This window comes from Providencia sp. PROV032, from assembly GCF_028484875.1.
Lineage (GTDB): Bacteria > Pseudomonadota > Gammaproteobacteria > Enterobacterales > Enterobacteriaceae > Providencia > Providencia rettgeri_E.
The window spans coordinates 239,362-263,488 of record NZ_JAMPSX010000007.1 but is presented as its reverse complement, the minus strand read 5'-3'; the positions used below and the strand labels follow the sequence as shown (position 1 = coordinate 263,488).

Annotated in this window: 21 protein-coding genes; 8 read left to right on the top strand and 13 right to left on the bottom strand. The window is 40.1% G+C overall.

Annotated elements, in window-relative coordinates; translation table 11 throughout:
• From lpdA to nadC, 5 genes are all read right to left on the bottom strand, one after another.
• The coding region (lpdA, locus tag PSF42_RS08825) for a dihydrolipoyl dehydrogenase (protein ID WP_272679852.1) at nt 1–1,354 on the bottom strand (1,354 nt) is incomplete at its 3' end.
• Nucleotides 1,355–1,558: 204 nt separating this feature from the next.
• Entirely contained in the window at nt 1,559–3,418 is a 1,860-nt protein-coding gene (aceF, locus tag PSF42_RS08820; protein WP_272679851.1) for a pyruvate dehydrogenase complex dihydrolipoyllysine-residue acetyltransferase, read from the bottom strand.
• 13 nt (nt 3,419–3,431) lie between these two features.
• On the bottom strand, nt 3,432–6,098 hold the full coding sequence (gene aceE, locus PSF42_RS08815; protein WP_125891402.1) for a pyruvate dehydrogenase (acetyl-transferring), homodimeric type: 2,667 nt from the start codon (nt 6,096–6,098) through the stop codon (nt 3,432–3,434).
• Between the two features lie 171 nt (nt 6,099–6,269).
• Nucleotides 6,270–7,040 carry a pyruvate dehydrogenase complex transcriptional repressor PdhR gene (gene pdhR, locus PSF42_RS08810; RefSeq protein ID WP_004261987.1) on the bottom strand — a complete coding sequence of 257 codons (771 nt, stop codon included), beginning with the start codon at nt 7,038–7,040 and terminating at the stop codon, nt 6,270–6,272.
• A 739-nt stretch (nt 7,041–7,779) separates the two neighbouring features.
• Nucleotides 7,780–8,682 (bottom strand): carboxylating nicotinate-nucleotide diphosphorylase, encoded by a 903-nt coding sequence (gene nadC, locus PSF42_RS08805; RefSeq protein WP_125891403.1) that lies wholly within the window; start codon nt 8,680–8,682, stop codon nt 7,780–7,782.
• A 106-nt stretch (nt 8,683–8,788) separates the two neighbouring features.
• Between nadC and ampD the strand changes: the two genes are divergently transcribed.
• The 7 genes from ampD to yacG all read left to right on the top strand — a co-directional run bounded on the left by ampD (nt 8,789) and on the right by yacG (nt 14,354).
• On the top strand, nt 8,789–9,334 hold the full coding sequence (gene ampD, locus PSF42_RS08800; RefSeq protein ID WP_125891628.1) for a 1,6-anhydro-N-acetylmuramyl-L-alanine amidase AmpD: 546 nt from the start codon (nt 8,789–8,791) through the stop codon (nt 9,332–9,334).
• Between the two features lie 248 nt (nt 9,335–9,582).
• Entirely contained in the window at nt 9,583–10,008 is a 426-nt protein-coding gene (ppdD, locus tag PSF42_RS08795; RefSeq protein WP_125891404.1) for a prepilin peptidase-dependent pilin, read from the top strand.
• A gap of 14 nt (nt 10,009–10,022) precedes the next feature.
• Nucleotides 10,023–11,423, top strand: coding sequence for an ATPase, T2SS/T4P/T4SS family (locus tag PSF42_RS08790; protein ID WP_125891405.1), 1,401 nt, complete (start codon nt 10,023–10,025; stop codon nt 11,421–11,423).
• Between the two features lies 1 nt (nt 11,424).
• A complete protein-coding gene (locus PSF42_RS08785) occupies nt 11,425–12,612 on the top strand; it encodes a type II secretion system F family protein (RefSeq protein ID WP_272679850.1) in 1,188 nt (395 codons plus the stop codon).
• Nucleotides 12,613–12,767: 155 nt separating this feature from the next.
• Complete coding sequence (gene coaE / locus PSF42_RS08780) at nt 12,768–13,373, top strand: dephospho-CoA kinase (RefSeq protein WP_272679854.1); 606 nt, start codon at nt 12,768–12,770, stop codon at nt 13,371–13,373.
• 8 nt (nt 13,374–13,381) lie between these two features.
• Nucleotides 13,382–14,140 (top strand): cell division protein ZapD, encoded by a 759-nt coding sequence (gene zapD, locus PSF42_RS08775; RefSeq protein ID WP_125891406.1) that lies wholly within the window; start codon nt 13,382–13,384, stop codon nt 14,138–14,140.
• Between the two features lie 16 nt (nt 14,141–14,156).
• The gene (gene yacG / locus PSF42_RS08770) at nt 14,157–14,354 is read left to right on the top strand and encodes a DNA gyrase inhibitor YacG (RefSeq protein ID WP_125891407.1); all 198 of its coding nucleotides are present in this window, start codon (nt 14,157–14,159) and stop codon (nt 14,352–14,354) included.
• Between the two features lie 71 nt (nt 14,355–14,425).
• Here the strand turns inward: yacG and mutT are convergent, their stop codons facing one another.
• The 3 genes from mutT to secM form a co-directional block, all read right to left on the bottom strand.
• A complete protein-coding gene (mutT, locus tag PSF42_RS08765) occupies nt 14,426–14,839 on the bottom strand; it encodes an 8-oxo-dGTP diphosphatase MutT (protein ID WP_248466794.1) in 414 nt (137 codons plus the stop codon).
• 61 nt (nt 14,840–14,900) lie between these two features.
• Nucleotides 14,901–17,612, bottom strand: coding sequence for a preprotein translocase subunit SecA (secA, locus tag PSF42_RS08760; RefSeq protein WP_248466795.1), 2,712 nt, complete (start codon nt 17,610–17,612; stop codon nt 14,901–14,903).
• A gap of 95 nt (nt 17,613–17,707) precedes the next feature.
• Nucleotides 17,708–18,238, bottom strand: coding sequence for a secA translation cis-regulator SecM (gene secM / locus PSF42_RS08755; protein WP_125891410.1), 531 nt, complete (start codon nt 18,236–18,238; stop codon nt 17,708–17,710).
• Nucleotides 18,239–18,313: 75 nt separating this feature from the next.
• Between secM and PSF42_RS08750 the strand changes: the two genes are divergently transcribed.
• On the top strand, nt 18,314–18,835 hold the full coding sequence (locus PSF42_RS08750) for a DUF721 domain-containing protein (protein ID WP_248466796.1): 522 nt from the start codon (nt 18,314–18,316) through the stop codon (nt 18,833–18,835).
• Between the two features lie 37 nt (nt 18,836–18,872).
• Here PSF42_RS08750 and lpxC read toward each other — a convergent pair whose 3' ends face one another.
• From lpxC to PSF42_RS08725, 5 genes are all read right to left on the bottom strand, one after another.
• Complete coding sequence (gene lpxC, locus PSF42_RS08745; protein WP_125891412.1) at nt 18,873–19,790, bottom strand: UDP-3-O-acyl-N-acetylglucosamine deacetylase; 918 nt, start codon at nt 19,788–19,790, stop codon at nt 18,873–18,875.
• Nucleotides 19,791–19,889: 99 nt separating this feature from the next.
• The gene (gene ftsZ, locus PSF42_RS08740; RefSeq protein WP_004262022.1) at nt 19,890–21,047 is read right to left on the bottom strand and encodes a cell division protein FtsZ; all 1,158 of its coding nucleotides are present in this window, start codon (nt 21,045–21,047) and stop codon (nt 19,890–19,892) included.
• Between the two features lie 60 nt (nt 21,048–21,107).
• Complete coding sequence (gene ftsA / locus PSF42_RS08735) at nt 21,108–22,364, bottom strand: cell division protein FtsA (protein WP_004262024.1); 1,257 nt, start codon at nt 22,362–22,364, stop codon at nt 21,108–21,110.
• 35 nt (nt 22,365–22,399) lie between these two features.
• A complete protein-coding gene (ftsQ, locus tag PSF42_RS08730; RefSeq protein WP_125891413.1) occupies nt 22,400–23,203 on the bottom strand; it encodes a cell division protein FtsQ in 804 nt (267 codons plus the stop codon).
• A 1-nt stretch (nt 23,204) separates the two neighbouring features.
• The gene (locus PSF42_RS08725) at nt 23,205–24,125 is read right to left on the bottom strand and encodes a D-alanine--D-alanine ligase (protein ID WP_272679849.1); all 921 of its coding nucleotides are present in this window, start codon (nt 24,123–24,125) and stop codon (nt 23,205–23,207) included.
• Between the last annotated feature and the right edge of the window lie 2 nt (nt 24,126–24,127).

Sequence of the window (24,127 nt, the reverse complement as noted above, 5' to 3'; positions counted from 1 at the left end):
TTGATTCATACAGTGTTGGGTGAGCATGGATAGTTAATGCTAAGTCTTCAGCATCACAACCCATTTCAATTGCTAGGCCGATTTCACCCAGTAATTCACCACCGTTCACACCGACAACAGCCCCACCGATAACACGGTTAGATTGTTTATCGAAAATCAGTTTAGTCATACCTTCAGCACAGTCAGATGCAATTGCACGGCCTGATGCAGCCCATGGGAAAGTCGCAACTTCATAGCTGATATTTTGTTCTTTCGCTTCTTTCTCAGTTAAACCAACCCATGCAACTTCTGGCTCAGTATAAGCGATGGATGGAATAACTTTCGGGTCAAAGTAATGTTTCAGACCAGAGATAACCTCTGCGGCAACGTGACCTTCGTGAACACCTTTGTGAGCCAACATTGGTTGACCAACGATATCACCGATTGCAAAGATGTGCGGAACATTAGTGCGCATTTGCTTATCGACATGGATAAAGCCACGGTCATCAACTTCAACGCCAGCTTTGCCTGCATCCAAGTTTTTACCATTAGGAACACGGCCGATTGCCACTAATACAGCATCGTAACGTTGTGGTTCTGCGGAAGCTTTTTTACCTTCCATAGAAACGTAGATACCGTCTTCTTTCGCTTCAACAGCTGTGACTTTAGTTTCTAACAGTAGGTTGAATTTTTTACTGATTTGTTTGGTGAATACTTTAACCACATCTTTGTCAGCCGCTGGGATGACTTGGTCAAACATTTCAACTACATCGATTTGAGAACCCAGTGCATGATACACAGTTCCCATTTCTAAACCGATGATCCCCCCACCCATAACCAGCAGACGCTCAGGAACTTCAGTCAGTTCTAATGCATCGGTTGAGTCCCAAATACGTGGGTCTTCATGTGGAATGAATGGTAATTGAATTGGACGGGAACCCGCAGCAATGATTGCGTTATCGAAATTGATAGTTGTGCTACCGTTTTCACCTTCAACAACCAGCGTGTTGGCACCTGTGAATTTACCGAAGCCGTTAACTACGTTAACTTTACGGCCTTTAGCCATACCAGCTAGACCACCCGTCAGCTGATTAATCACTTTTTCTTTCCATAAGCGAACTTTGGAAATGTCAGTTTTTGGCTCACCAAAAACGATACCGTGTTCTGATAAAGCTTTTGCTTCTTCGATCACTTTTGCAACATGGAGTAAAGCTTTAGAAGGTATACAACCAACGTTTAAACAAACACCACCAAGGGTTGAATAACGTTCTACTAAAACAGTTTCTAAACCTAAGTCAGCGCAACGGAAAGCCGCAGAATAGCCTGCAGGGCCTGCACCAAGCACAACGACTTGGGCTTTAATTTCAGTACTCATCATGACCTCTTTTTGTTTTGTCCAGCGGTACTGCTGAATAAACGATCTTCCACTGGAAAAGTACACACCGAGAGCAGTTTACAGAATTGTTAACACCCTGAAAAGGCTCATTTCGTGATGTAACTCCCAACCTTTCGTAGCAGCAGCAAAAAATTCTGCCTCAGCCTAAATAAAACAGACCGGCTCATTCGCCGGTCTTATTATTTACATCACTAAACGGCGAATATCGCTCATTAATTGCCCTACTAGAGTGATGAAGCGAGCTCCATCAGCACCATCGATAACACGATGGTCAAAGGACAGTGACATTGGCAGGATCAGGCGAGGAACAAATTCGCTACCATTCCAAACAGGTTTCATTGAAGAACGTGACAGCCCCATAATTGCAACTTCTGGTGCATTCACGATAGGTGCAAAACCGGTAGTTCCGATACCACCCAAGCTGGAAATCGTGAAGCAGCCACCTTGCATATCAGACGCAGTCAGTTTACCTGCACGCGCTTTCTTAGAAACTTCCATCAGCTCGCGAGATAACTCTAAAATGCCTTTTTTGTTAACGTCTTTGAAGACTGGAACAACTAAGCCATTTGGCGTATCTACCGCAATACCGATGTTGATATATTTTTTCAGGAACAGACGCTGTGCATCTTCAGAAATAGAGCTATTAAAGCGTGGCATTTCTTCCAGAGCACGTGCAACCGCTTTCATGACAAAAACTAAAGGTGTGATTTTCACATCCAGTTTTTTCTTTTCAGCTTCTTTATTTTGTTGCTTACGGAATTCTTCAACTTCAGTGGTATCCACTTCTTCCATCAGCGTAACGTGCGGGATCATTACCCAGTTACGGCTCAGGTTAGCACCAGAGATTTTTTGGATACGACCCAGTTCAACTTCTTCAACTTCACCGAATTTGCTGTAATCCACTTTCGGCCATGGCAGCATACCTGGCAAACCGCCACCCGCAGCCGCTGGAGCTTCCGCACGTTTTACGGCATCTTTCACGTAAGCTTGAACGTCTTCACGCAGGATACGGCCTTTACGACCTGTACCTTTAACTTTCGCTAAGTTAACACCAAATTCACGTGCTAAGCGGCGAATAACCGGTGTTGCGTGAATATATGCATCATTTTCAACAAATTCAGTTTTGCTGTCAGTTGCTTTCGCTGGCGCTGCAGGAGCAGGAGCTGGAGCTGGAGCTGGGGTAGACGGTTGAGCTGCTGGAGCCGCTGCTGGAGCTGCACCTGCCACTTCAAAGGTCATGATCAGCGAGCCAGTTTTCACTTTATCGCCAGTCGCAATCTTAATTTCTTTAACGGTTCCCGCGAATGGTGCAGGAACTTCCATTGAGGCTTTGTCGCCTTCAACCGTAATGATTGATTGCTCAGCGGAAACAGTATCACCCACCTTGACCATCACTTCAGTGACTTCAACTTCATCGCCGCCGATGTCTGGAACATTAACATCTTTAATTGCAGAAGCTGTTGGAGCCGCTGGTGCCGCTGCTTGTGCTACTGGAGCCGCAGCAGGTGCCGCGCCAGCCACTTCAAATACCATGATCAGCGAGCCAGTTTTCACTTTATCGCCAGTTGCAATTTTGATTTCTTTAACTGTTCCAGCAAATGGCGCAGGAACTTCCATTGAGGCTTTATCACCTTCAACAGTAATTAAAGATTGCTCAGCTTCTACTTTATCACCGACTTTAACCATGATTTCAGTCACTTCAACTTCATCGCCACCGATATCTGGTACAGCAACATCTTTCGATACTGCTGCGCTTGGCGCTGCCGCTGGAGCCGCAGGGGCTTCTGCAGGAGCAGGCGCTGCGGCACCCGCCTCTGCTTCGAATACCATGATTAACTTGCCTGTTGTCACTTTATCGCCAACAGCAATTTTAATTTCTTTTACCACACCCGCTTGTGGAGATGGGACTTCCATAGAAGCCTTATCACCTTCAACGGTAATGAGAGATTGCTCAGCTTCTACTTTGTCGCCAACTTTAACCATCACTTCGGTGACTTCAACTTCATCAGCACCGATATCAGGCACTTGGATTTCAATAGACATTGATTTTTACCTCTTATGCCAAACGTGGGTTAACTTTATCTGGGTTGATGTTGTATTTTTTAATCGCTTCTTCAACGACTTTTACATCAATCTCACCACGTTTAGCTAATTCACCTAACGCTGCAACGATCACATAGGATGTATCCACTTCAAAGTGGTGACGCAGGTTTTCACGACTGTCTGAACGACCGAAACCGTCTGTACCCAGAACACGGTAATCACTTGCTGGAATATAAGTACGAACTTGTTCTGCAAACAGTTTCATGTAGTCAGTTGATGCGACTGCAGGTGCATCGTTCATCACTTGTGCAATGTATGGAACACGTGGTGCCTCAGATGGGTGCAGCATGTTCCAACGCTCACAATCTTGGCCATCACGTGCCAATTCAGTGAATGAAGTCACGCTATAGACATCAGAACCAATTCCATACTCAGCAGACAAGATATCAGCGGCTTCACGCACGTGGCGCATCATCGAACCTGAACCTAACAGCTGAACTTTACCTTTGCTACCTTCAACAGAAGCCAGTTTATAGATACCTTTACGGATACCTTCTTCTACGCCTTCAGGCATTGCTGGCATGTGGTAGTTTTCATTTAGCGTCGTGATGTAATAGTAAACGTTTTCTTGTTTCTCACCATACATACGCTCTAAACCGTCTTGCATGATCACCGCAACTTCGTAAGCGAAAGCTGGGTCATAAGAAATACAGTTAGGGATAGTCAGTGATTGAATATGGCTATGACCATCTTCATGCTGTAGACCTTCACCATTCAGTGTTGTACGGCCTGAAGTACCACCGATTAAGAAACCGCGAGCTTGTTGGTCACCTGCTGCCCACATCAAGTCGCCAATACGTTGGAAACCAAACATTGAGTAGTAGATATAGAATGGGATCATCGGCAAGTTGTTAGTGCTGTATGATGTCGCAGCCGCTAACCAAGAAGAACCCGCTCCCAGCTCATTGATACCTTCTTGCAGAATTTGACCTTTCGAGTCTTCTTTATAGTAAGCAACTTGCTCACGGTCTTGCGGAGTATATTGCTGGCCTTTAGGGCTATAGATTCCGATTTGACGGAATAGACCTTCCATACCAAATGTACGCGCTTCATCAGCGATGATTGGTACTAAACGCTCTTTGATCGATTTGTTTTTCAACATAACGTTCAACGCACGAACGAACGCGATAGTTGTTGAAATTTCTTTAGATTGTTCTTCCAATAATTGGCTAAAATCTGCCAGAGCAGGGATATCCAATTTTTCATCAAAGGTTGAACGACGCGCTGGCAAATAACCACCTAACGCTTGACGGCGCTCATGCAGATATTTGTACTCTTCGGAATCTTTTTCAAACGTAATGTATGGCAGGTTTTCAATTTGCTCATCAGCAACAGGTACATTGAATTGATCACGGAAATGACGAACGCCATCCATGTTCATTTTCTTCACTTGGTGAGCAATGTTTTTACCTTCTGCTGTTTCGCCCATACCATAACCTTTGATGGTTTGCGCTAAAATAACAGTTGGTTTACCTTTAGTTTCTTGTGCTTTTTTGAACGCAGCATACACTTTCTTCGGATCGTGACCACCACGGTTCAGTGCCCAAATTTCATCATCAGTCATATCTTTAACTAATGCTGCAGTTTCTGGGTAACGATTAAAGAAGTGTTCACGAACGTATGCACCGTCACGTGATTTAAAGGTTTGGTAGTCGCCATCTAGGGTTTCGTTCATCAGTTGAACAAGTTTACCGCTCGTATCTTTACGCAGTAATTCATCCCAACGGTCGCCCCACATAACTTTGATAACTTGCCAGCCAGCACCATTAAAGATACCTTCTAGTTCATTAACAATTTTACCATTACCTGTAACTGGGCCATCTAAGCGCTGCAGGTTACAGTTGATAACAAACACTAAGTTATCTAATTTATCGCGAGTTGCGATAGTAATTGCACCTTTAGACTCTGGCTCATCCATCTCACCATCACCAAGGAATGCATATACGCGCTGAGCTGATGTATCTTTCAGTCCGCGGTTATCAAGGTATTTCAGGAATTTCGCTTGATAGATAGCATTAATTGGACCCAGACCCATTGATACCGTAGGGAACTGCCAAAAATCAGGCATTAATTTAGGGTGTGGATAAGAAGACAGACCATTTCCACCAATTTCTTGACGGAAGTTGTTCATTTGCTCTTCAGTTAAGCGACCTTCCAAGAACGCACGTGCGTAAATACCTGGAGAGATGTGACCTTGGAAGAAGACTAAGTCCCCGCCGTCATTGTTATTATGCGCACGGAAGAAGTGGTTAAAGCACACTTCATATAAAGTTGCTGATGACTGGAAAGAAGCCATGTGGCCCCCCAGCTCTAAGTCTTTTTTGGAAGCGCGTAAAACTGTCATCACTGCGTTCCAACGAATTGCAGAGCGAATACGGCGCTCTAAATCCATGTTACCAGGGTATGCCGGCTCATCTTCAACAGCAATTGTGTTGATGTAATCAGAATGACCAGATGCACCAGCGGCAATATTAACACCGCCTTTACGTGCTTCGCTTAATACCTGTTCGATAATAAACTGAGCACGATCAACACCTTCTTCACGGATGACCGATTCAATCGCCTGTAGCCAGTCGCGAGTTTCAATCGGATCCACGTCATTTTTTAACATATCTGACATGGTGTATTCCTTATCTGTTATCTATTTTATATGTTTATGTGGAGCCTATCTTCCTGCTATTTTCCCAGTTGCTATAAAACAGCAGGAAGATAGGCCCTGATGTAGTTGCCGCTTTAACTCTTAACAAGAGTATTCACAATAATATAGACGCAGCAGTCAGGATCTATATTATTAATTCAAATCAGGATGTTGCTGTAACCGACGTAAAGAGCGTTCCCTGCGAGTTTGCTCTCGGCTAATATCCAACAGTAAATCTTCGATAAAAGCTAAGTGACGATGAGAAGCTTCACGTGCTTTTTCAGGTTCTCTTGCCATTATAGCGGCAAAAATCTGTGCTCGGTGTTCACTAACTGCTTTATACATTTCTTTACGGGTATATAAAAACTCAAAATTCTGACGAATATTTTGTTCTAACATCGGGATCATACAACGCAGAAGATGTAATAAAACGACATTATGAGCAGCTTCAGTCACGATGAGTTGATATTGTAATACCGCGTCTGACTCTGCTTCTAGTCCGCCATTTTCTTGCGCTGTCTTAATTAATTCATAGCTTTGGCGAATCCGTTCAAGATCCTCATCTGTACCACGAAGTGCGGCATAATAAGCGGCAATACCTTCAAGGGCATGGCGAGTTTCAAGGAGATCAAATTGAGATTCAGGATTGCCTTCAAGTAGCTGAGCTAAAGGGTCGCTAAAGCTTTGCCACATTTTCTTTTGCACGAAGGTTCCGCCACCTTGGCGGCGAGATAAAAGGCCTTTCGCCTCTAATGTTTGAATTGCTTCACGCACTGATGGCCGAGATACGTCAAACTGCTTTGCTAGTTCGCGTTCAGGGGGCAGCTTTTCGCCAGGGCGTAATGTCCCTTCGAAAATAAGATGTTCAAGACGCTGCTCGATTACATCTGATAACTTTGGTTGGCGAATTTTACCGTAAGTCATAATCTGCCATATTCATAAGTGAGTAACTATTGATTACGTATTACCCAGTGTTAATTGGTAATACCAATTTATTTATGGGTTAATAAAGTAACAAAGTATTCACTATCTGTCCATAAAGACCTTGCGCTAAATCATAAAATCCTGCAAATCTTAACAAATTTTTTTAAAATTTAGCATGAATTGATAACCAAATATGCAATTTGGCATGACATATTTTAACATTAAAAACGATTTTTTATGCTAAAATCAAAAAACTGAAACGTTAAAGCGACCAACACAATGAATTTAAAATCAAAATAAATGCATTTAAAATCAAATTAACTCATTAACTGCAATCCTTACTCGTTCGGAATACAACATTGTTAATGGAGTGTTAAAATGATGGGTGATTTTAAATTTAACTCAAATTTTATTGGTAGAATAACACTAATTTTATTCCATCATCTTAGAATAAAATTAGTGTCAAAAATAAAATAGCGCTGTAATGTTTCAATTTATAGGTGGACAAGGAAAATAAGAAAAGGTTTCGAGCTTCGATTAGTTAGGGGCTACAAAATGTTTCGTTGTAACCCGTTAAATAGTTAAATCAATGCCAAAATACAATTTGCTAACGAATGATTGAGGTGTTAATCAGCTATTTAACACACTAACGTAAATAGGTGACTAATGTAAAGATTTCAACAATAACACTAAGGTTAATGAGCTCTGTTAAGGCCTCTTAGTGTATTAACCGGATCACTTACCTATCCCTATCAATAAAACGCATAGACAAATCCATGGCTTTAATATGTTTGGTTAGCGCCCCAACAGAAATAAAATCAACCCCTGTTTCTGCGAACTCTTTTATCGTTTCTAATGTGACATCGCCAGAAACTTCAAGTGCCGCCTTTCCTGCCGTTAACACTACCGCTTCTTTCATCATAACTGGAGTAAAATTATCCAACATAATGATATCAGCATTCGCTTTTAAGGCTCGTAATAACTCATCTAAGCTTTCTACTTCAATTTCAATTGGGACATCTGGATGGGCGCTACGCGCTAATTCAACAGCTCGTTCGACTGAACCTGCGGATATAATATGGTTTTCTTTTATTAAGTAAGCATCGGATAAGCCTAGTCGATGATTAAACCCACCGCCCATCAATACCGCATATTTTAAAGCGGTTCTTAAGCCTGGTATGGTTTTTCGCGTATCAAGTAACCTCGTTCTCGTATCTGCGATTTGTTTTACATATTCAGCCGTTATACTTGAAACAGAAGAAAGTGTTTGAATGAAATTCAAAGAGGTGCGCTCACCAGTTAATAAAATTTGTGATGGGCCATGCATCTCACAGAGAACTTGGTTAGGCGTAACGGTTTCGCCATCTTGAACTTTCCAATCAATGTTGACTTGCCCGCCAAGTTGAAGAAAGACTTCATCTAGCCATTGCTTACCACAAAAAACACCCTGTTCACGAGTAATAATTCGAGCACTTGCTTGCGTATCTGAATTTAATAACTGCCCAGTAATATCTTTTTTATAATCAAGAGATTGGTCTAAGTCCTCTTTCAAAGCCACACTGACCATAAAAGGAATATCAATTTGTAACCGCTCAAACAGTTTTTCGCGTCTTTGTTGTTCATCATATCGCCGTATAGTCATTTTTAACTCCAAAATATACACTCGCTTCGTTTCATATATGCTAATCTTTTCGTTTACAGATAACGAGTGTTAACAAAAAAGAAAAGAGAATACTATGGATAACGATATGAAAATACACAATGGTTGGCTAAATAATGTGACTCATATCCCTTCTCCACATCATGATGAGCGCCCCACTAATACCATACCTTCTCTTCTTGTCATTCATAATATCAGCCTTCCGCCAGGTCAATTCGGTGGCCCTTATATAAATCAATTATTTACAGGAACTTTAAACCCTGATGAACATCCATTTTTTAATGAAATCAAACATCTTCGTGTTTCAGCTCATTGTCTAATACGCCGTGATGGTACAATTATTCAATATGTTCCTTTTCATTTACGAGCTTGGCATGCAGGGCAGTCTTCCTATCAAGGCCATGAAAAATGTAACGATTTCTCTATTGGTATTGAACTAGAAGGTACTGATTTTGAACCATTTACAGAAGAACAGTATCAGTCCCTTACTTATTTAACTAATTTACTTATAATTGAATACCCACTAATCAAAAATAATATTGCTGGTCACAGTGATATTGCCCCTGGCCGTAAAACAGATCCCGGTCCGTTTTTTGATTGGCCATACTATAAGAATAAGTTAAATAATTATTAGTTTAATAATTATATTAACGTTATCCGCCAATGTAATATGGATACGTTTATTTTCGCCTAATTCTTCATTAAATCCCATCTTCTATGTTATTTTTGTTATTTATTGCGAAGCTGCTCGAAGAAAAATGAAATCTAATCTCTATTTCAATAAAAATTTACAAATTGCTTCGCACTGTTTTTTTTAATCTCTAATTTTAAATTAAAAATCTAATTATGATACAGCCTCACTTAACAACGGAGGTTTTATTTATGAATCAACAAGGATTTTCACTCATTGAAATTATGGTAGTCATTGCAATCATTTCAATTTTAAGTGCTATTGCGATCCCTGGCTATCAAAGCTATATGCAAAAAGCAGCAATTACCGATGTACTCCAAACCGTCATCCCTTATAAAAACAGTGTGGAAATATGTAGTTTTAACCGGAGTGGCTTATCACAATGCAACGGAGGTAATGATGATATCCCTAACAACATAACAGGGAGATATATAAGTAAAATAGAAGTTAAATCAGGTGTTATTACATTTACCGCAGATAAATCATTAGCAGGCTTAAAGGTTAAATTAACACCAACACTTCCGACCTCAAACACCTCTTTTAATTGGGCTGTTGTTTGTGAAAGCAAAGATAATATTAAATTAAAGTCATTGTGTGAAAAAACCTTTGTATTTTAATTGGAGTAATTTACATGAATATAGCTAAAAACGATCAGTTCATTTATAAAGAACTTAAGAGTCTATGTGATAGAAATTACATTATAATCATCGACTATAATCAAAAGAGGTTGTCGATAGCGGTAGTTAAAAAGCCGGATGATAATTTAATAGCAACATTAAAATTCATTGCTAGTGTCCCCGTATGTTACGACATTTGGCCAAAAGAAAAAATAGACCATTATTTTAATAACACAATACATGAAATAAAAGAGGAGGAAACCCATTATCAACCAAAAGAACTTGAACCACTAAACACTTCATCCCCTGCGATTAACTTTGTGGATGAATTATTAAAAACAGCGATTCATAAACGTTCATCTGATATACACCTTGAACCGACTAAGCATGGGTTGAAAATTAGGTTACGAGTCGATGGAAAGCTATATTTCATCCCTTCTCCACCTTATGATATTAATAGTGAAATTATTGCTCGTATAAAAATACTCGCAAAAATGAATATTGCGGAAAAAAGACTTCCACAAGATGGCCAAATGAGTTGGTACTTTGACGGACAAAATTATAGCATTCGTCTTTCAAGTATTCCGACAATTCACGGTGAAAAATTAGTTTTACGTATTTTGAATACACAATTAAAATATTCTTTAGAGCACATAGGGATGTGCTCTTCCCTTCTTGATTTATTAAAAGAATATTTAAATCGACCTCAAGGGCTAATTTTAGTTACAGGACCCACTGGAAGCGGTAAAACAGTAACTCTTTATAGTTACTTAGAATATTTAAATCAGTCATCAAGAAATATAACAACCATTGAGGACCCAATTGAAATTCCACTACAAGGCATCAACCAAACTCAAGTCAATGAAAAATATAAACTTAATTTTTCTTTTATTTTAAGGGCACTCCTACGACAAGATCCAGATGTTATTATGATCGGTGAAATTCGTGATGAAGAAACAGCCAAAATAGCGGCTAGAGCAGCGCAAACTGGCCATCTAGTTTTATCAACATTGCACACAAACTGTACATTCAGTGCAATAGAGAGAATGAACCAACTAGGAATAGAAAATAGCCAACTAAAGTCTTGCCTGAAAATGGTCATTGCACAACGATTGGTACGAAAACTTTGCCCTCACTGCAAAGAAGTAATACCTAAAAAAACCAAATTACACAGTAACCATATAATAAATGAATGGTCCTCAAAAGGCTGTGAACTCTGTTTTTCTGGTTTTATGGGAAGAACCGCGGTCTATGAATACATCGACCATAAAAATATTTGTGAAATACTCACAAAGAATACATTAGAGAACCCAGATAATTTTATTAATCTTTTTAATGCTGGTATAGATCTTGTTGAAAGGGGGGAAACAACTATTCAAGAAATCTATTCCATTATTGGAAATGGAGTGGATTAGTATGTTTATTTATTCATATACCGCAATTGATTCTAACAATCAACTAACGCATAGTACACTAATAGCGAAAAATAAAAAACATGCTTTTATTAACATATCAGAAAGGAACTTAATTCCTATACACATAAAGCTAAAATCATTATTCACTTTAGACAAAAAAAATATTAATTATAGAGTTCATTTCTTTCATCAATTATCGTTATTGTCCTCATCAGGTATTAATCTTGTACAATGTTTTAAAATATTACATACTAACTGCCAACTTCCCTTTTGGAATGATATTATTGAGAGCTCAATAATTCATATGGAAAAAGGAGAAAAACTCTCACAATACTTACAAAAACATCCATTAATTTTTAATGATACTGTAATAAGTATTATTACCATTGCTGAGAAAACAGGACAATATGAGGAGAGTTTTAGTACAATCAACAAAATTTTGGAACATAATAATAGAGTTTCACTACTTATTAACAAGTCCATACGATACCCAATAATTCTTTCTTTATTTTCAATCGTATTGTTACTCATTATGATGTTCTATGTCGTTCCCCAATTTGAGAGCATCTATGAAAATGTTCAACATGAATTACCTCTCATCACAAAAATAATAACTTTTACCTCTAATCTCCTACGAGATTACTCACTCTATTTATTTATTGTTTTATTATTTGCATGCTCTCTAGTATTTAAATTCAAGGGAAAAACATTAGTTTTATTAAAAAATATAATCATGCATCTACCCATTTTCAAAAAATCATTACAGCTCCATAATTTAAGTCTATATTTCTTAACGATGCATTCAACTATCAACGTAGGGTTGTCATTATCTGAATGTTTAAAATGTACAATTCAAACTATCAGCAATCCTCAATATCAGAAAGACTGTAAATATATACACACATCGGTTCATAGAGGAGATTTACTCTCCTACGCTATGAAGCAAACCAAATTTTTTCCTAATTTATCTGTACAACTAATGTCTATTGCCGAAGAGTCTGGAAAAATACACTATTTCTCAAATTATTTATTCAAATATTATTCTGAGCAATATATTTTTATTACAGAACGTAACCTAAAAAATCTCGAACCCATTTTACTCGTTCTTATTGCTATACTGGTAGGTACAATCATGCTAGCAATGTACCTCCCTATATTTAACTTAGGTAATGTTATAACTGAGTTATAAATAATTTTATGTAGATATAAATATGGTATTTAACCTTAAATATTTTATATGAAAATGTGTTTTTTAACCTATTCACCATAATATTACTCTGGATGAAGACAAATGATTTATTTCAGTGTAATCTATTTTTTTTTAACGAGTAAATGAATAATCATATGCCTTATATAGTTGCTTTAACAGGTGGTATTGGAAGTGGTAAAACAACTGTTGCAAACGAATTTGCTAAACTTGGAGTTCCTCTAGTTGATGCAGATGTGATTGCCCGGCAGGTTGTTGAGCCTAACACCCCAGCTTTAGAAAGCATTAAACGTCACTTTGGTGACGGTGTTATTCTCCCGAACAGAGACCTAAACAGGCAGTGTTTAAGAGAAATTATTTTTTCCAAACCCGATGAAAAAAAATGGCTAAATGATTTGCTTCATCCGTTGATCCAACAAGAAACACAAAAACAATTTCAACAAGTAAATTATCCTTATCTATTGTGGGTAGTTCCTTTATTAATTGAAAATAATATTCATCATTTGGCTGATAGGGTATTAGTTGTTGATGTTACTGTTGAAGAGCAAATTCAGCGTACTTTAAAGAGAGATAAGACCAGTTTAGAGCAAGTTACTAATATACTTAATGCACAAGTTAGCCGTGAAAAACGACTTAGTTATGCCAATGATATAATAACAAACCATTCTCATGATACAGATCTCTCAGACAAGGTTGCTGCTTTTCATAACCAGTACTTAACGCTAGCAAAAATAAAAAAATAGGAATTAAAATGGGCGAATTAATTGCAACAAATTTTATTACTTATGAATACCCAATGAATGAAAAAATTCGTTCTTGGCTGCGCCTTGAAACACTTTTATCTCAAATTTATGAGCTAAGTAATATTACCTCCTACTCTACTGGTATTGCCTTTTTCCGTTCAGTTTCAGAGCTAATTGAAATTCTTGATAGAGGAGAGGTACGCTCTGAGCTAATGAAAGAGCTCGAAAAACAGCGGAGCCAGCTAGCGAGTTGGGCCGAAGCCCCTAATGCCGATAACCAATTAATTTCTACATTACTTGAACAATTATCTGAGACAACCTCCAAACTAATATCAGCCCCACGTTTTGGCCACCATTTACGAACAGATAAAATTATCAGTATGGTACGTCAACGTTTAAGCATCCCCGGTGGTTGTTGTAGTTTTGATCTCCCCACACTACAGCTTTGGTTGAATATCCCACAAATCGAACGAAATAAATCCATCAATGGATGGTTACAAAGCCTCGACCCACTGAAAAATGCATTAAACACCGTTCTTACATTAATTCGACAAAGTGGAAACTTTGAAATTAAAGAATCCTATAATGGTTTTTATCAAGATAATGTCGAAGGTAAAGAGTTACTACGCATCAAATTATCCATTGAGTATCTCATTTATCCGCAAATTTCAGGTCATAAAACACGATTTGCCTTACGCTTTCTACATATCGACAGTGAGAATGGTATACTTCCAGATGTTATTAATTTTGAGTTATCCTGTTGCTAGCTAGAGATATATAATTATGAGTGAAATCATTGAAGTAAATTGCCCTACATGTAAAAAGGTCGTTGTTTGGAATGAAAATAGCCCTTTCCGGCCATTTTGTAGTAAGCGTTGTCAACTCATTGACCTTGGCGAGTGGGCGAGTGAAGAAAAACGAATTGCAAGTCAAGGTGATATATCTGATAGCGATGATTGGAGCGAGCAACCAGATAAATAATGCGTTAAGTCGAGACAGCGGTAAGTTAAGTGGAAAATATATCATTGTGTATTTTCCACTTAATATCGATATCAGCTATTATGTGGATCACTTTTGTGCGTCAGTAACTCAACAATGATACGATTTGCCGGTGGGAACTCATCTGCAATAAGATCATCTTGACAAACCCAACGCGAGTCTTGCCCTTCTTTACCGTAAGGTTCATTTTCCCACGAAGAAATTATGAAAAAATAGAGTGTAATGAAGCGGTCATCAAACTCATGATCAACACGATGAAATAACTCACTCTTAGTCACTATAATGCCAACTTCTTCCTCGAGCTCACGAACTAATGCTGCTTCAGGGGATTCATTCGTTTCAAGTTTTCCCCCAGGAAATTCCCAAAAACCAGCCATATGCGTGCCTTCAGGGCGTTTAGTAATAAAAATTTTTTTTTGGGAGTTACGAATGATCCCAGCTGCGATATATAAATGTTTTTTTTCCATAATTTTTTCGTCAAAAAGGCGGGTTACCCCGCCTTTTCTTTATATTGGAGTTAATGATGAACTAGTTTAAGCGGCCGTGACATTGCTTGTATTTTTTACCTGAACCACAAGGACAAGGGTCATTACGACCAATTTTGTGACCTTGAGTTGCAATTTTAGCTTCATTTTCAGTCATTAAAGATTCAGCACCGGCTTCATGGCTTAATTGTTGTCTTTTCGCTAAACGCTCCGCTTCTTCACGACGCTGTTGTTCTAATGCTTCAACCTCTTCAGGTAAACGAACTTGTACTTTAGACAAAGTACTAATCACTTCATATTTCAAGGCTTCAAGCATGTTAGCGAACATGCTGAAAGATTCACGTTTGTATTCTTGCTTAGGATCTTTTTGCGCATAACCACGTAAATGAATACCTTGGCGTAAGTAATCCATTGACGCTAAGTGCTCTTTCCATAACGTGTCTAATGTTTGCAACATGACACCTTTTTCGAAATTACGCATCGCTTCTGCGCCAACAATTTCTTCTTTACGATCATAAACTTCGATCGCTTTTGCCATAATACGTTCACGTAATGTTTCTTCGTGTAATTCTGGCTCTTTGTCTAACCACTCTTTGATTGGTAAATCGAGGTCAAAATCATTGACTAAGCGCTGATGTAAACCATCAATATCCCACATTTCTTCAAGTGATTGAGGTGGAATATAGGCATCCATTGTCGTGGTTAATACGTCCTCACGAATGCTATCAACTGTTTCTTTGATATCTCCGCCATCCAGTAATTCATTACGCTGAGTATAAATTGCACGACGCTGATCACTTGCAACATCATCATACTCTAGTAATTGTTTACGGATATCAAAGTTACGGCTTTCAACTTTACGCTGTGCGTTAGCGATAGCTTTGGTCACCCATGGGTGCTCGATAGCTTCACCCGGTTTCATACCTAACTTTTTCATCATTCCAGTAACGCGGTCAGAGGCAAAAATACGCATCAGCGCATCTTCCATCGATAGGTAAAAACGAGATGAACCTGCATCCCCTTGACGGCCCGCACGACCACGTAACTGGTTATCGATACGACGTGACTCATGACGCTCAGTACCAATAATATGCAAACCACCCGCAGCTAAAACAGCATCATGGCGAATTTTCCAGTTTGCTTTGATCTCATCAATTTGCTCTTGAGTTGGCTCTTCTAATGCTGCTACCTCAGTTTGCCAGCTACCGCCTAACATAATGTCTGTACCACGACCCGCCATATTAGTTGCGATCGTTACAGCTCCAGCTTGGCCCGCATTCGCGATGATGTCAGCTTCCATTGCATGGAATTTTGCATTCAAAACATTATGAGCAATTTTAGCTTTTTTCAACGCATTCGAAATCAATTCCGATTTTTCGATTGAAATTGTACCAACAAGAACGGGTTGCCCATTAGCAGTTCTTTCGCGAATATCTTCAATAATTGCTGCAAACTTATCAGCTTCGTTCATATAAACGAGGTCAGGTAAATCTTTACGTACCATTGGGCGGTTAGTTGGGATAACAATTGTATCGAGTTTATAAATTGAACTAAACTCAAATGCTTCAGTATCCGCAGTCCCCGTCATACCTGCAAGTTTTTCATATAAACGGAAATAATTCTGGAAAGTAATAGAAGCTAAGGTTTGGTTTTCATTTTGAATTTCAACCCCTTCTTTCGCTTCAACCGCTTGGTGTAAACCGTCTGACCAACGACGCCCTTCCATTGTACGGCCGGTATGTTCATCAACAATGACGATTTGACCATCTTTTACAATATAATCAACATCTAAAGTAAACAATGCGTGAGCACGCAAACCTGCCATTACATGGTGCATTAACATAATGTTAGAAGGTGAATATAGGGACTCGCCTTCATCCATTAAACCTTCTTTTACCAGAAGCTCTTCGATTAATACCAGCCCACGTTCAGTTATGGTTACTTGACGTGCTTTTTCATCAACAGAAAAGTGGCCTTCCCCTTGGAAAGTGTCTGAATCTTCTTTTTCTTGACGCTGTAGATGTGGGATAAGTTTATCTACTTTTTGATACAGTTCAGAGCTGTCTTCTGCAGGGCCTGAGATAATCAGCGGTGTACGTGCTTCATCGATAAGGATTGAGTCCACCTCATCCACTAATGCATAGTGAAGTTTACGTTGAACACGTTCTTCAGGGCTAAATGCCATGTTGTCGCGTAGGTAGTCAAAACCAAATTCGTTGTTAGTTCCGTATGTAATATCGGCTGCATAAGCTTCACGTTTTGCCGGTGGTGCCATACCTGGTAAGTTGATACCAACAGTTAAACCTAAGAATTCGAATAATGGACGGTTATTTTCAGCATCACGTTTGGCTAAGTAGTCGTTTACCGTAACCACGTGAACACCTTTACCGGTTAACGCATTGATGTATGCAGGTAATGTTGCCGTTAATGTTTTACCTTCACCCGTACGCATTTCAGCGATACAGCGTTCATTTAGTACCATCCCACCGATAAGCTGTACATCAAAGTGGCGCATACCAAATACACGTTTACTGGCTTCACGAACAGTTGCAAATGCTTCAGGAATAATGCTTTCTAAGCTTTCACCCTTCGTTAAGCGCTCACGAAATTCCACCGTTTTTGCTTTTAGCTCATCATCAGATAATTTTTCGAAGTCTGGCTCAAGGCGGTTAATTTTTTCAACTTCTTTACGTAAGCGGCGTAGCGTGCGGTCATTACGACTACCAAAAACTTTGGTTAAAATCTTTGTTAACATGTTTTAATCTCTAATAATCAATTAATTGTTTTAAATTTTAATAAATTTTATGACATAAAACAGCGCAGCATAAGCTGGCTTGTCATGAATGATGATTAGGCTGTTAACGGACCAGCACGAATACCGTGAACTTGGGCAATCCAAATTGCAGGTTGGTAGGCAATAATATGAGGATAGTTATAATGACTAAATTGGATAACACTTTCATCCCACTGAAGTGAGCGCTGAGCTAACATGGCATACAGCGTATCTAACATCAATTGTGGAACAATAAGCTGTTCTGTCTCTTCTGTTGCAGCGTTTACATCATCGTCTTCCGTTGCCGAAAAAGCAAAAGTCAGCTGCCGAATGACATTTCTTACCGCATGTTGCTGCCAGTAATTTACTGAATAAGATGAGGATGATGATGAAGAACGCTGGGAACTCTGTTGAGCAAATAAATTGTCAAAGGCAGTAACAGCTTGGTTTTGCCGATTAACCGGTGAAGAGTTAACCTGTGTATGTTGAGACTCTGATAACGCATTTAAAATTGTAGGCAAGCCGACACCCGTGGCAACCACACCTAATAACAGGTGGGACCAAAAGTATTTTCTTCCGAGTTGTCGCCAAAAATTTAAAATGCCCATCAAACTCTTATATAATGAATAAGTGACAAAGTTATTATTTGTAATTCGTTGTTTCATTCTCAGCTGGAGCTAAAAATGAGAGATAGTCATCCACAAGCACTTTTTGATGTTCTTGAAGGATCATTGGCAACATCATCGAACACTTTACAAACTATTCAGCGTAATGCAAAAGCGATTATCAAACTGAATCGGGCTGTAAAAGGATTACTACCGGCTGAAATTAAACCCATGTGCCGTGTTGCAAACTACCGTAATAATATTATGGTCATTGAAGTGGCAAATGCCAGTTGGATGACCCGACTTAATTACGAAAAACTCAATCTTCTTTCTGCATTAAGAACGTCCATTCTACCATCTTTATCTTCTATCGACATCAGAATCAATCCCGATCTTATGCGAAAATCGAGGCAAAATAGCTCAGTAACTAAGCAAACAGCTTCAACAAGTCAAAAAATGAACGAACGACAGATAAGCACACAAACAGCGCAAACACTTTTGAAATTAGCAGAAAATAGCCCGAAAGGATTAAAAGAAAGGTTTGAGCGGCTGGCTGCACTAGCCGGAGAGAGTACTAGTGCAACCAACAGAAAAGGCTAGCTTCGATTCACTTTCGAAGGTAGCTGCATAATTGAGTTTATGCAAACACCGTTGAAGGTGCTTTGAATGCGACAGGCAATTGAGCTTCGTCTTCAAATGTGACGAGGTCCCAAGCAGATTCTTTCGCTAAAACCGCTTGTAACAGCTTGTTATTCAATGCATGGCCTGACTTAAACGCTGTGAATGCGCCAATAATGTTGTGCCCACACATAAATAAATCACCAATTGCATCTAACATTTTGTGACGAACGAATTCATCTTCAAAACGTAAACCATCTTCGTTAAGAACTTTATAGTCATCAACAACGATGGCGCAGTCGAAACTACCGCCTAAGCATAAGCCTTTTGATTGCAGATATTCAATATCACGCATAAAGCCAAAAGTACGCGCACGGCTAATTTGATTTACAAATGATTCTGCTGAGAAATCAAGTGAGTAGCGTTGTGTGCTACTATCAATTGCTGGGTGTTGGAAATCAATTGTGAAATCAAGGCTAAACCCATTATAAGGTCGCATTTCAGCCCATTTATCACCATCTTCAACACGTACAGTTTCTTTTATACGTAAGAATTTCTTCGCACTATTTAACTCTTCAATACCGCCATCAAGCAGTAAGAATACAAATGGTGCTGCACTGCCATCCATAATAGGGATTTCAGGCGCATTGACTTCAATAACAATGTTATCGATACCTAACCCTGCTAAGGCAGCATTCAAATGCTCAACAGTCGAAATACGCACGTTATCTTCATTAACTAAGCATGTACATAACATGGTGTCACGAACTGATTTCGCATCTGCCGGAAAATCAACCGGTGGATTAAGGTCAGTACGACGGTAGATGACCCCGGTATTGGCCGGCGCTGGACGTAATGTAAGCGTAACTTTCTTGCCGGTATGTAAACCAACACCAGTCGCTGTAATAATACGTTTTAGTGTCCGTTGTTTGATCATCGTATTTTTCTCGCAATGTTATAAGTCCTACTGATCATCATACAAGATAATCAGTAGGAAATTTTAGCACAAAAAGCGGAGAAACCAATATAAATAAAATTAATCGGCCTGCTTACGCAAGAACGCAGGAATATCAAGATAATCTGGTTCTTTGTTTGTTTGCGTATTTTGGTCGTTAACTGCTTTAGCAGCTGGTTTCTCTTCTGTTAATGAAGACATGCTATTTTGCATTTGCTGATAGCGTTGCTCCATTGACGCCTGCTGAGACATTTTGTTGCTAACTAAAGTAATTTCTGGACGTTTGTCCATACCAATACCTGTAGCAACAACAGTGACACGCAGTTCTTCGTGCATTTCTGGGTCAAGAGATGTACCGATTACCACTGTTGCATTATCAGATGCGAAGGCACGAATAGTGTTACCTACCGTTTCAAACTCATCTAAACGCAGGTCGAAGCCAGCCGTGATGTTAACTAAGACACCACGTGCACCAGACAGGTCGATATCTTCAAGAAGTGGACTAGAAATAGCCATTTCTGCCGCTTCTTCTGCTCTATCTTCACCACGAGCAACACCTGACCCCATCATCGCGTAGCCCATTTCTGACATCACAGTACGTACGTCAGCAAAGTCTACGTTCATTAAACCTGGGCGAGTAATCAGTTCAGCGATACCTTGTACTGCGCCTTTTAGTACGTCATTTGCCGCACCGAAAGCATCCAGTAATGAGATACCACGACCAAGTACTTTTAATAATTTATCATTTGGGATAGTGATCAATGAGTCAACATGTTTTGACAACTCAGTGATACCTGCTTCTGCGAATGCCATGCGCTTTTTACCTTCGAAATTGAAAGGCTTAGTCACAACAGCAACTGTCAGAATACCCAATTCTTTGGCAACCTCGGCAACGACCGGCGCTGCACCAGTCCCTGTACCGCCGCCCATACCTGCTGCGATAAAGACCATATCCGCGCCATCTAAAGCATTACGCAGCGCCTCACGGTCTTCTTCAGCGGCATTACGGCCAACTTCAGGGTTTGCACCTGCACCCAGACCTTTGGTTATACCTGTACCGATCTGGATAGTTTGTCCAACTGCGGTTTTACGCAGCGCTTGTGCATCTGTATTGACAGCGAAGAATTCGACGCCTTCAATACGTTCACGCACCATGTGTTCAACGGCATTTCCGCCGCCGCCGCCAACGCCGATGACTTTAATCACCGCATCGTTGGTTAGCTCCATTGGTTCAAACATAATGTCTCTCCGTTTTGTGCTTACTACTTTCGAAGCTAATAATATGCTTCTTTATCAAAATTAAAATTCTTTTCTCAGCCAACTGGTTATTTTACTAAACCACCCGCTAACTGATGCACGTTTTTCTACTTCGGTATCATCGCCTAAGTGGCTTTCTTTACCGTAATGCAGAAGCCCTACTGCTGTTGAGTAATATGGCTCCTGCGCATAATCCGTTAACCCTGTAATGTTGAGCGGTGTACCAATTCGCACTTGCGTATGGAACACTTTTTGCGCACATTCGACTAGACCATCAATTTGTGCGGCTCCACCCGTCAACACGATCCCAGCTGCCAAATGGTGTTTGACACCTTGTTGACGCAACTGTTCCTGTAAATTTAAAATTTCTTCATTTACTAAGTTTAACAGCTCAGTATACCGTGGCTCGATAACTTCTGCTAAGGTTTGACGCTGTAAACTTCGTGGTGGTCGCCCACCAACACTTGGCACTTCAACAGTTTCATCTTTACTAACAATAGAACCGACCGCACAGCCATGACGGACTTTAATGGCTTCGGCATCACTTGGCGGTGTTCCAAACGCATACGCGATGTCACTTGTTACCACATTGCCTGCATATGGGATCACTTTCGTATGGCGCAAAGCGCCACCAGTATAAACCGCCATATCCATTGTACCGCCACCGATATCGACGACACATACACCTAACTCACGCTCGTCTTCCGTTAAGACGCTATAACTTGCAGCGAGACCAGCAAAAATAAGCTGATCAACTTTTAATCCACAACGCTCAACAGCTTTTACGATATTTTTCGCCATATCGTTATGGCAGGTGATCAAATGAACTTTAGCTTGCATACGTACACCCGATAAACCAACTGGGTTTTTGATCCCTTCTTGGTAATCTATTGCAAATTCTTGCGGGATCACGTGCAAAATTCTGTGCTCATCACGAACACGCACCGATTTTGCTGTATGCACAACGCTGTCAACATCTTCTTGCGTCACTTCTTCTTCTGAAACTGGCACCATACCAATTTCATTTTGGCAACTGACGTGTTTACCCGATAGTGCAAGGTAAACCGATGAAATTTGGCAGTCGGCCATCAGTTCCGCTTGGTCAATGGCTCTTTGTACACATTTTACCACTGATTCAAGATCGTTTACGCCACCTTTGTCCATTCCACGAGATGGACAACTTCCCACCCCAATAATATTAACCATACCATCGGGCAGAATTTCGCCAACAAGGGCTGATACCTTGGAAGTTCCAATTTCAAGGCCTACCACTAATTTTCTGTCCGTTGCTTTAATCATTTTTTCTGCCTAATTTTTGTTATTAGTCATCGTTTTTATTGTAACTCCGGTGGAGCATCAACCAATAGTGGTGCCCAGCCCACCGCAGCACCATTGGAATAACGTAAGTCAACATAGTCAACGCGTTTGTCCGTTGTTTGCTGCAAAAGCGGATACAGTTCAAGGAACCTATTTAACCGCTCTGACACATCTTTCTTACCTAATTCAATTCTAACATCGTTGTCTAAAATAATTTGCCATGCGTGTCTGGCTGTCATCGATAGTGATTTTAGCTTTAGGTTATGTGCCGCTAATGTGTTCTTAAAGACAGAATATTCTTTGAGAACCTCTTTCTGGCTACCTTGTGGGCCATAAAGCAACACATAATCCCCTTTACCATTTTCGCTAACCGGCAAATTAAATACTCGGCCTTGCTCATCCACCATGTTTTGATCATTCCACCTAGCGAATGGGCGGTATTCAACAATATGAATTTTCAATTCATCTGGCCACTGTTTACGCACTGTCACTTGACGTACCCATGGCAACATACTTATTTGGTTCTGGATAGCGTTGACATCGACGGTCATAAACGTCCCAGGCTGCCCTAACGCTAAAATAGCCTTTCTGACATCATCATTTTTGGTGTAATGACGCTCACCCGTTAACACCAATTTAGACATCGGCAGCCTGTCAGCATCTTTCATCCAAGTCATCACCATCCAACCGCTCCAGATGATAGTGCCGACAACAAATAGAAAGAAAAATAACCCACCTAAAAACGCACCATTACTGGGTCCTGAACGCGGATCCTCGTCGTTCTTCTGATTATGCCTAACGTTTAATGCTGCTTGTGACATATCAACGAGCCAATTTCAAAATTTGCACAACTAACTGTGAAAAACTCATACCTGCTTGACGAGCGGCCATCGGTACTAAGCTATGGCTTGTCATACCTGGCGATGTATTAACTTCCAGCAGATAAAATTGACCATCGTTATCTTGCATTACATCAACTCGCCCCCAACCTTCGCAGCCAACGGCTTGGTATGCTTTCAGCGCTAAGTCTGCGAGTTTAGATTCGAGCTGTTCACCTAAACCACTAGGGCAAAAATATTGAGTTTCATCAGATAAATATTTCGCTTCGTAATCATAAAAAATGCCAGGTGGTTGGATACGAACTGACGGCAGCGTGTTATCTCCCAACACTGCAACCGTAAACTCCGGGCCACTCAACCATTTTTCAATTAACAATGTTTCATCAAATTGAAAGGCGAGTTCCAATGCAGCGGGCAATGTCTCTAAGCTATCAACTTTACTCATGCCAACACTGGAGCCTTCTAAACTCGGCTTCACAATAAGCGGTAACCCTAGCAATTGAACTTTAGCAACAATTTGCTCACAAGAAGCCTGCTTATACTGCTGCTTTGTTAAGGAAACATATGGCGATACACTTAACCCTGCACCTTGCCATAATTGTTTTGTTCTCAACTTATCCATGCTCAGCGCTGAAGCCATGACACCACTGCCGGTATAAGGCAGATTTAATGTTTCTAGCAGCCCTTGCAATGTCCCGTCTTCACCACCACGACCATGTAATGCAATAAAAATTTTATTGAAACCTGCCTCTTTCAGCGTTTCTACAGGGAAGTCTTGGGGGTCAATAGGATGAGCATCAATGCCTGCTTGACGTAACCCCGCCAGCACGGCATTTCCTGACTGAAGTGAAACCTCACGTTCAGCGGATGAGCCCCCTAATAGAACCGCAACTTTCTCTGTCATTT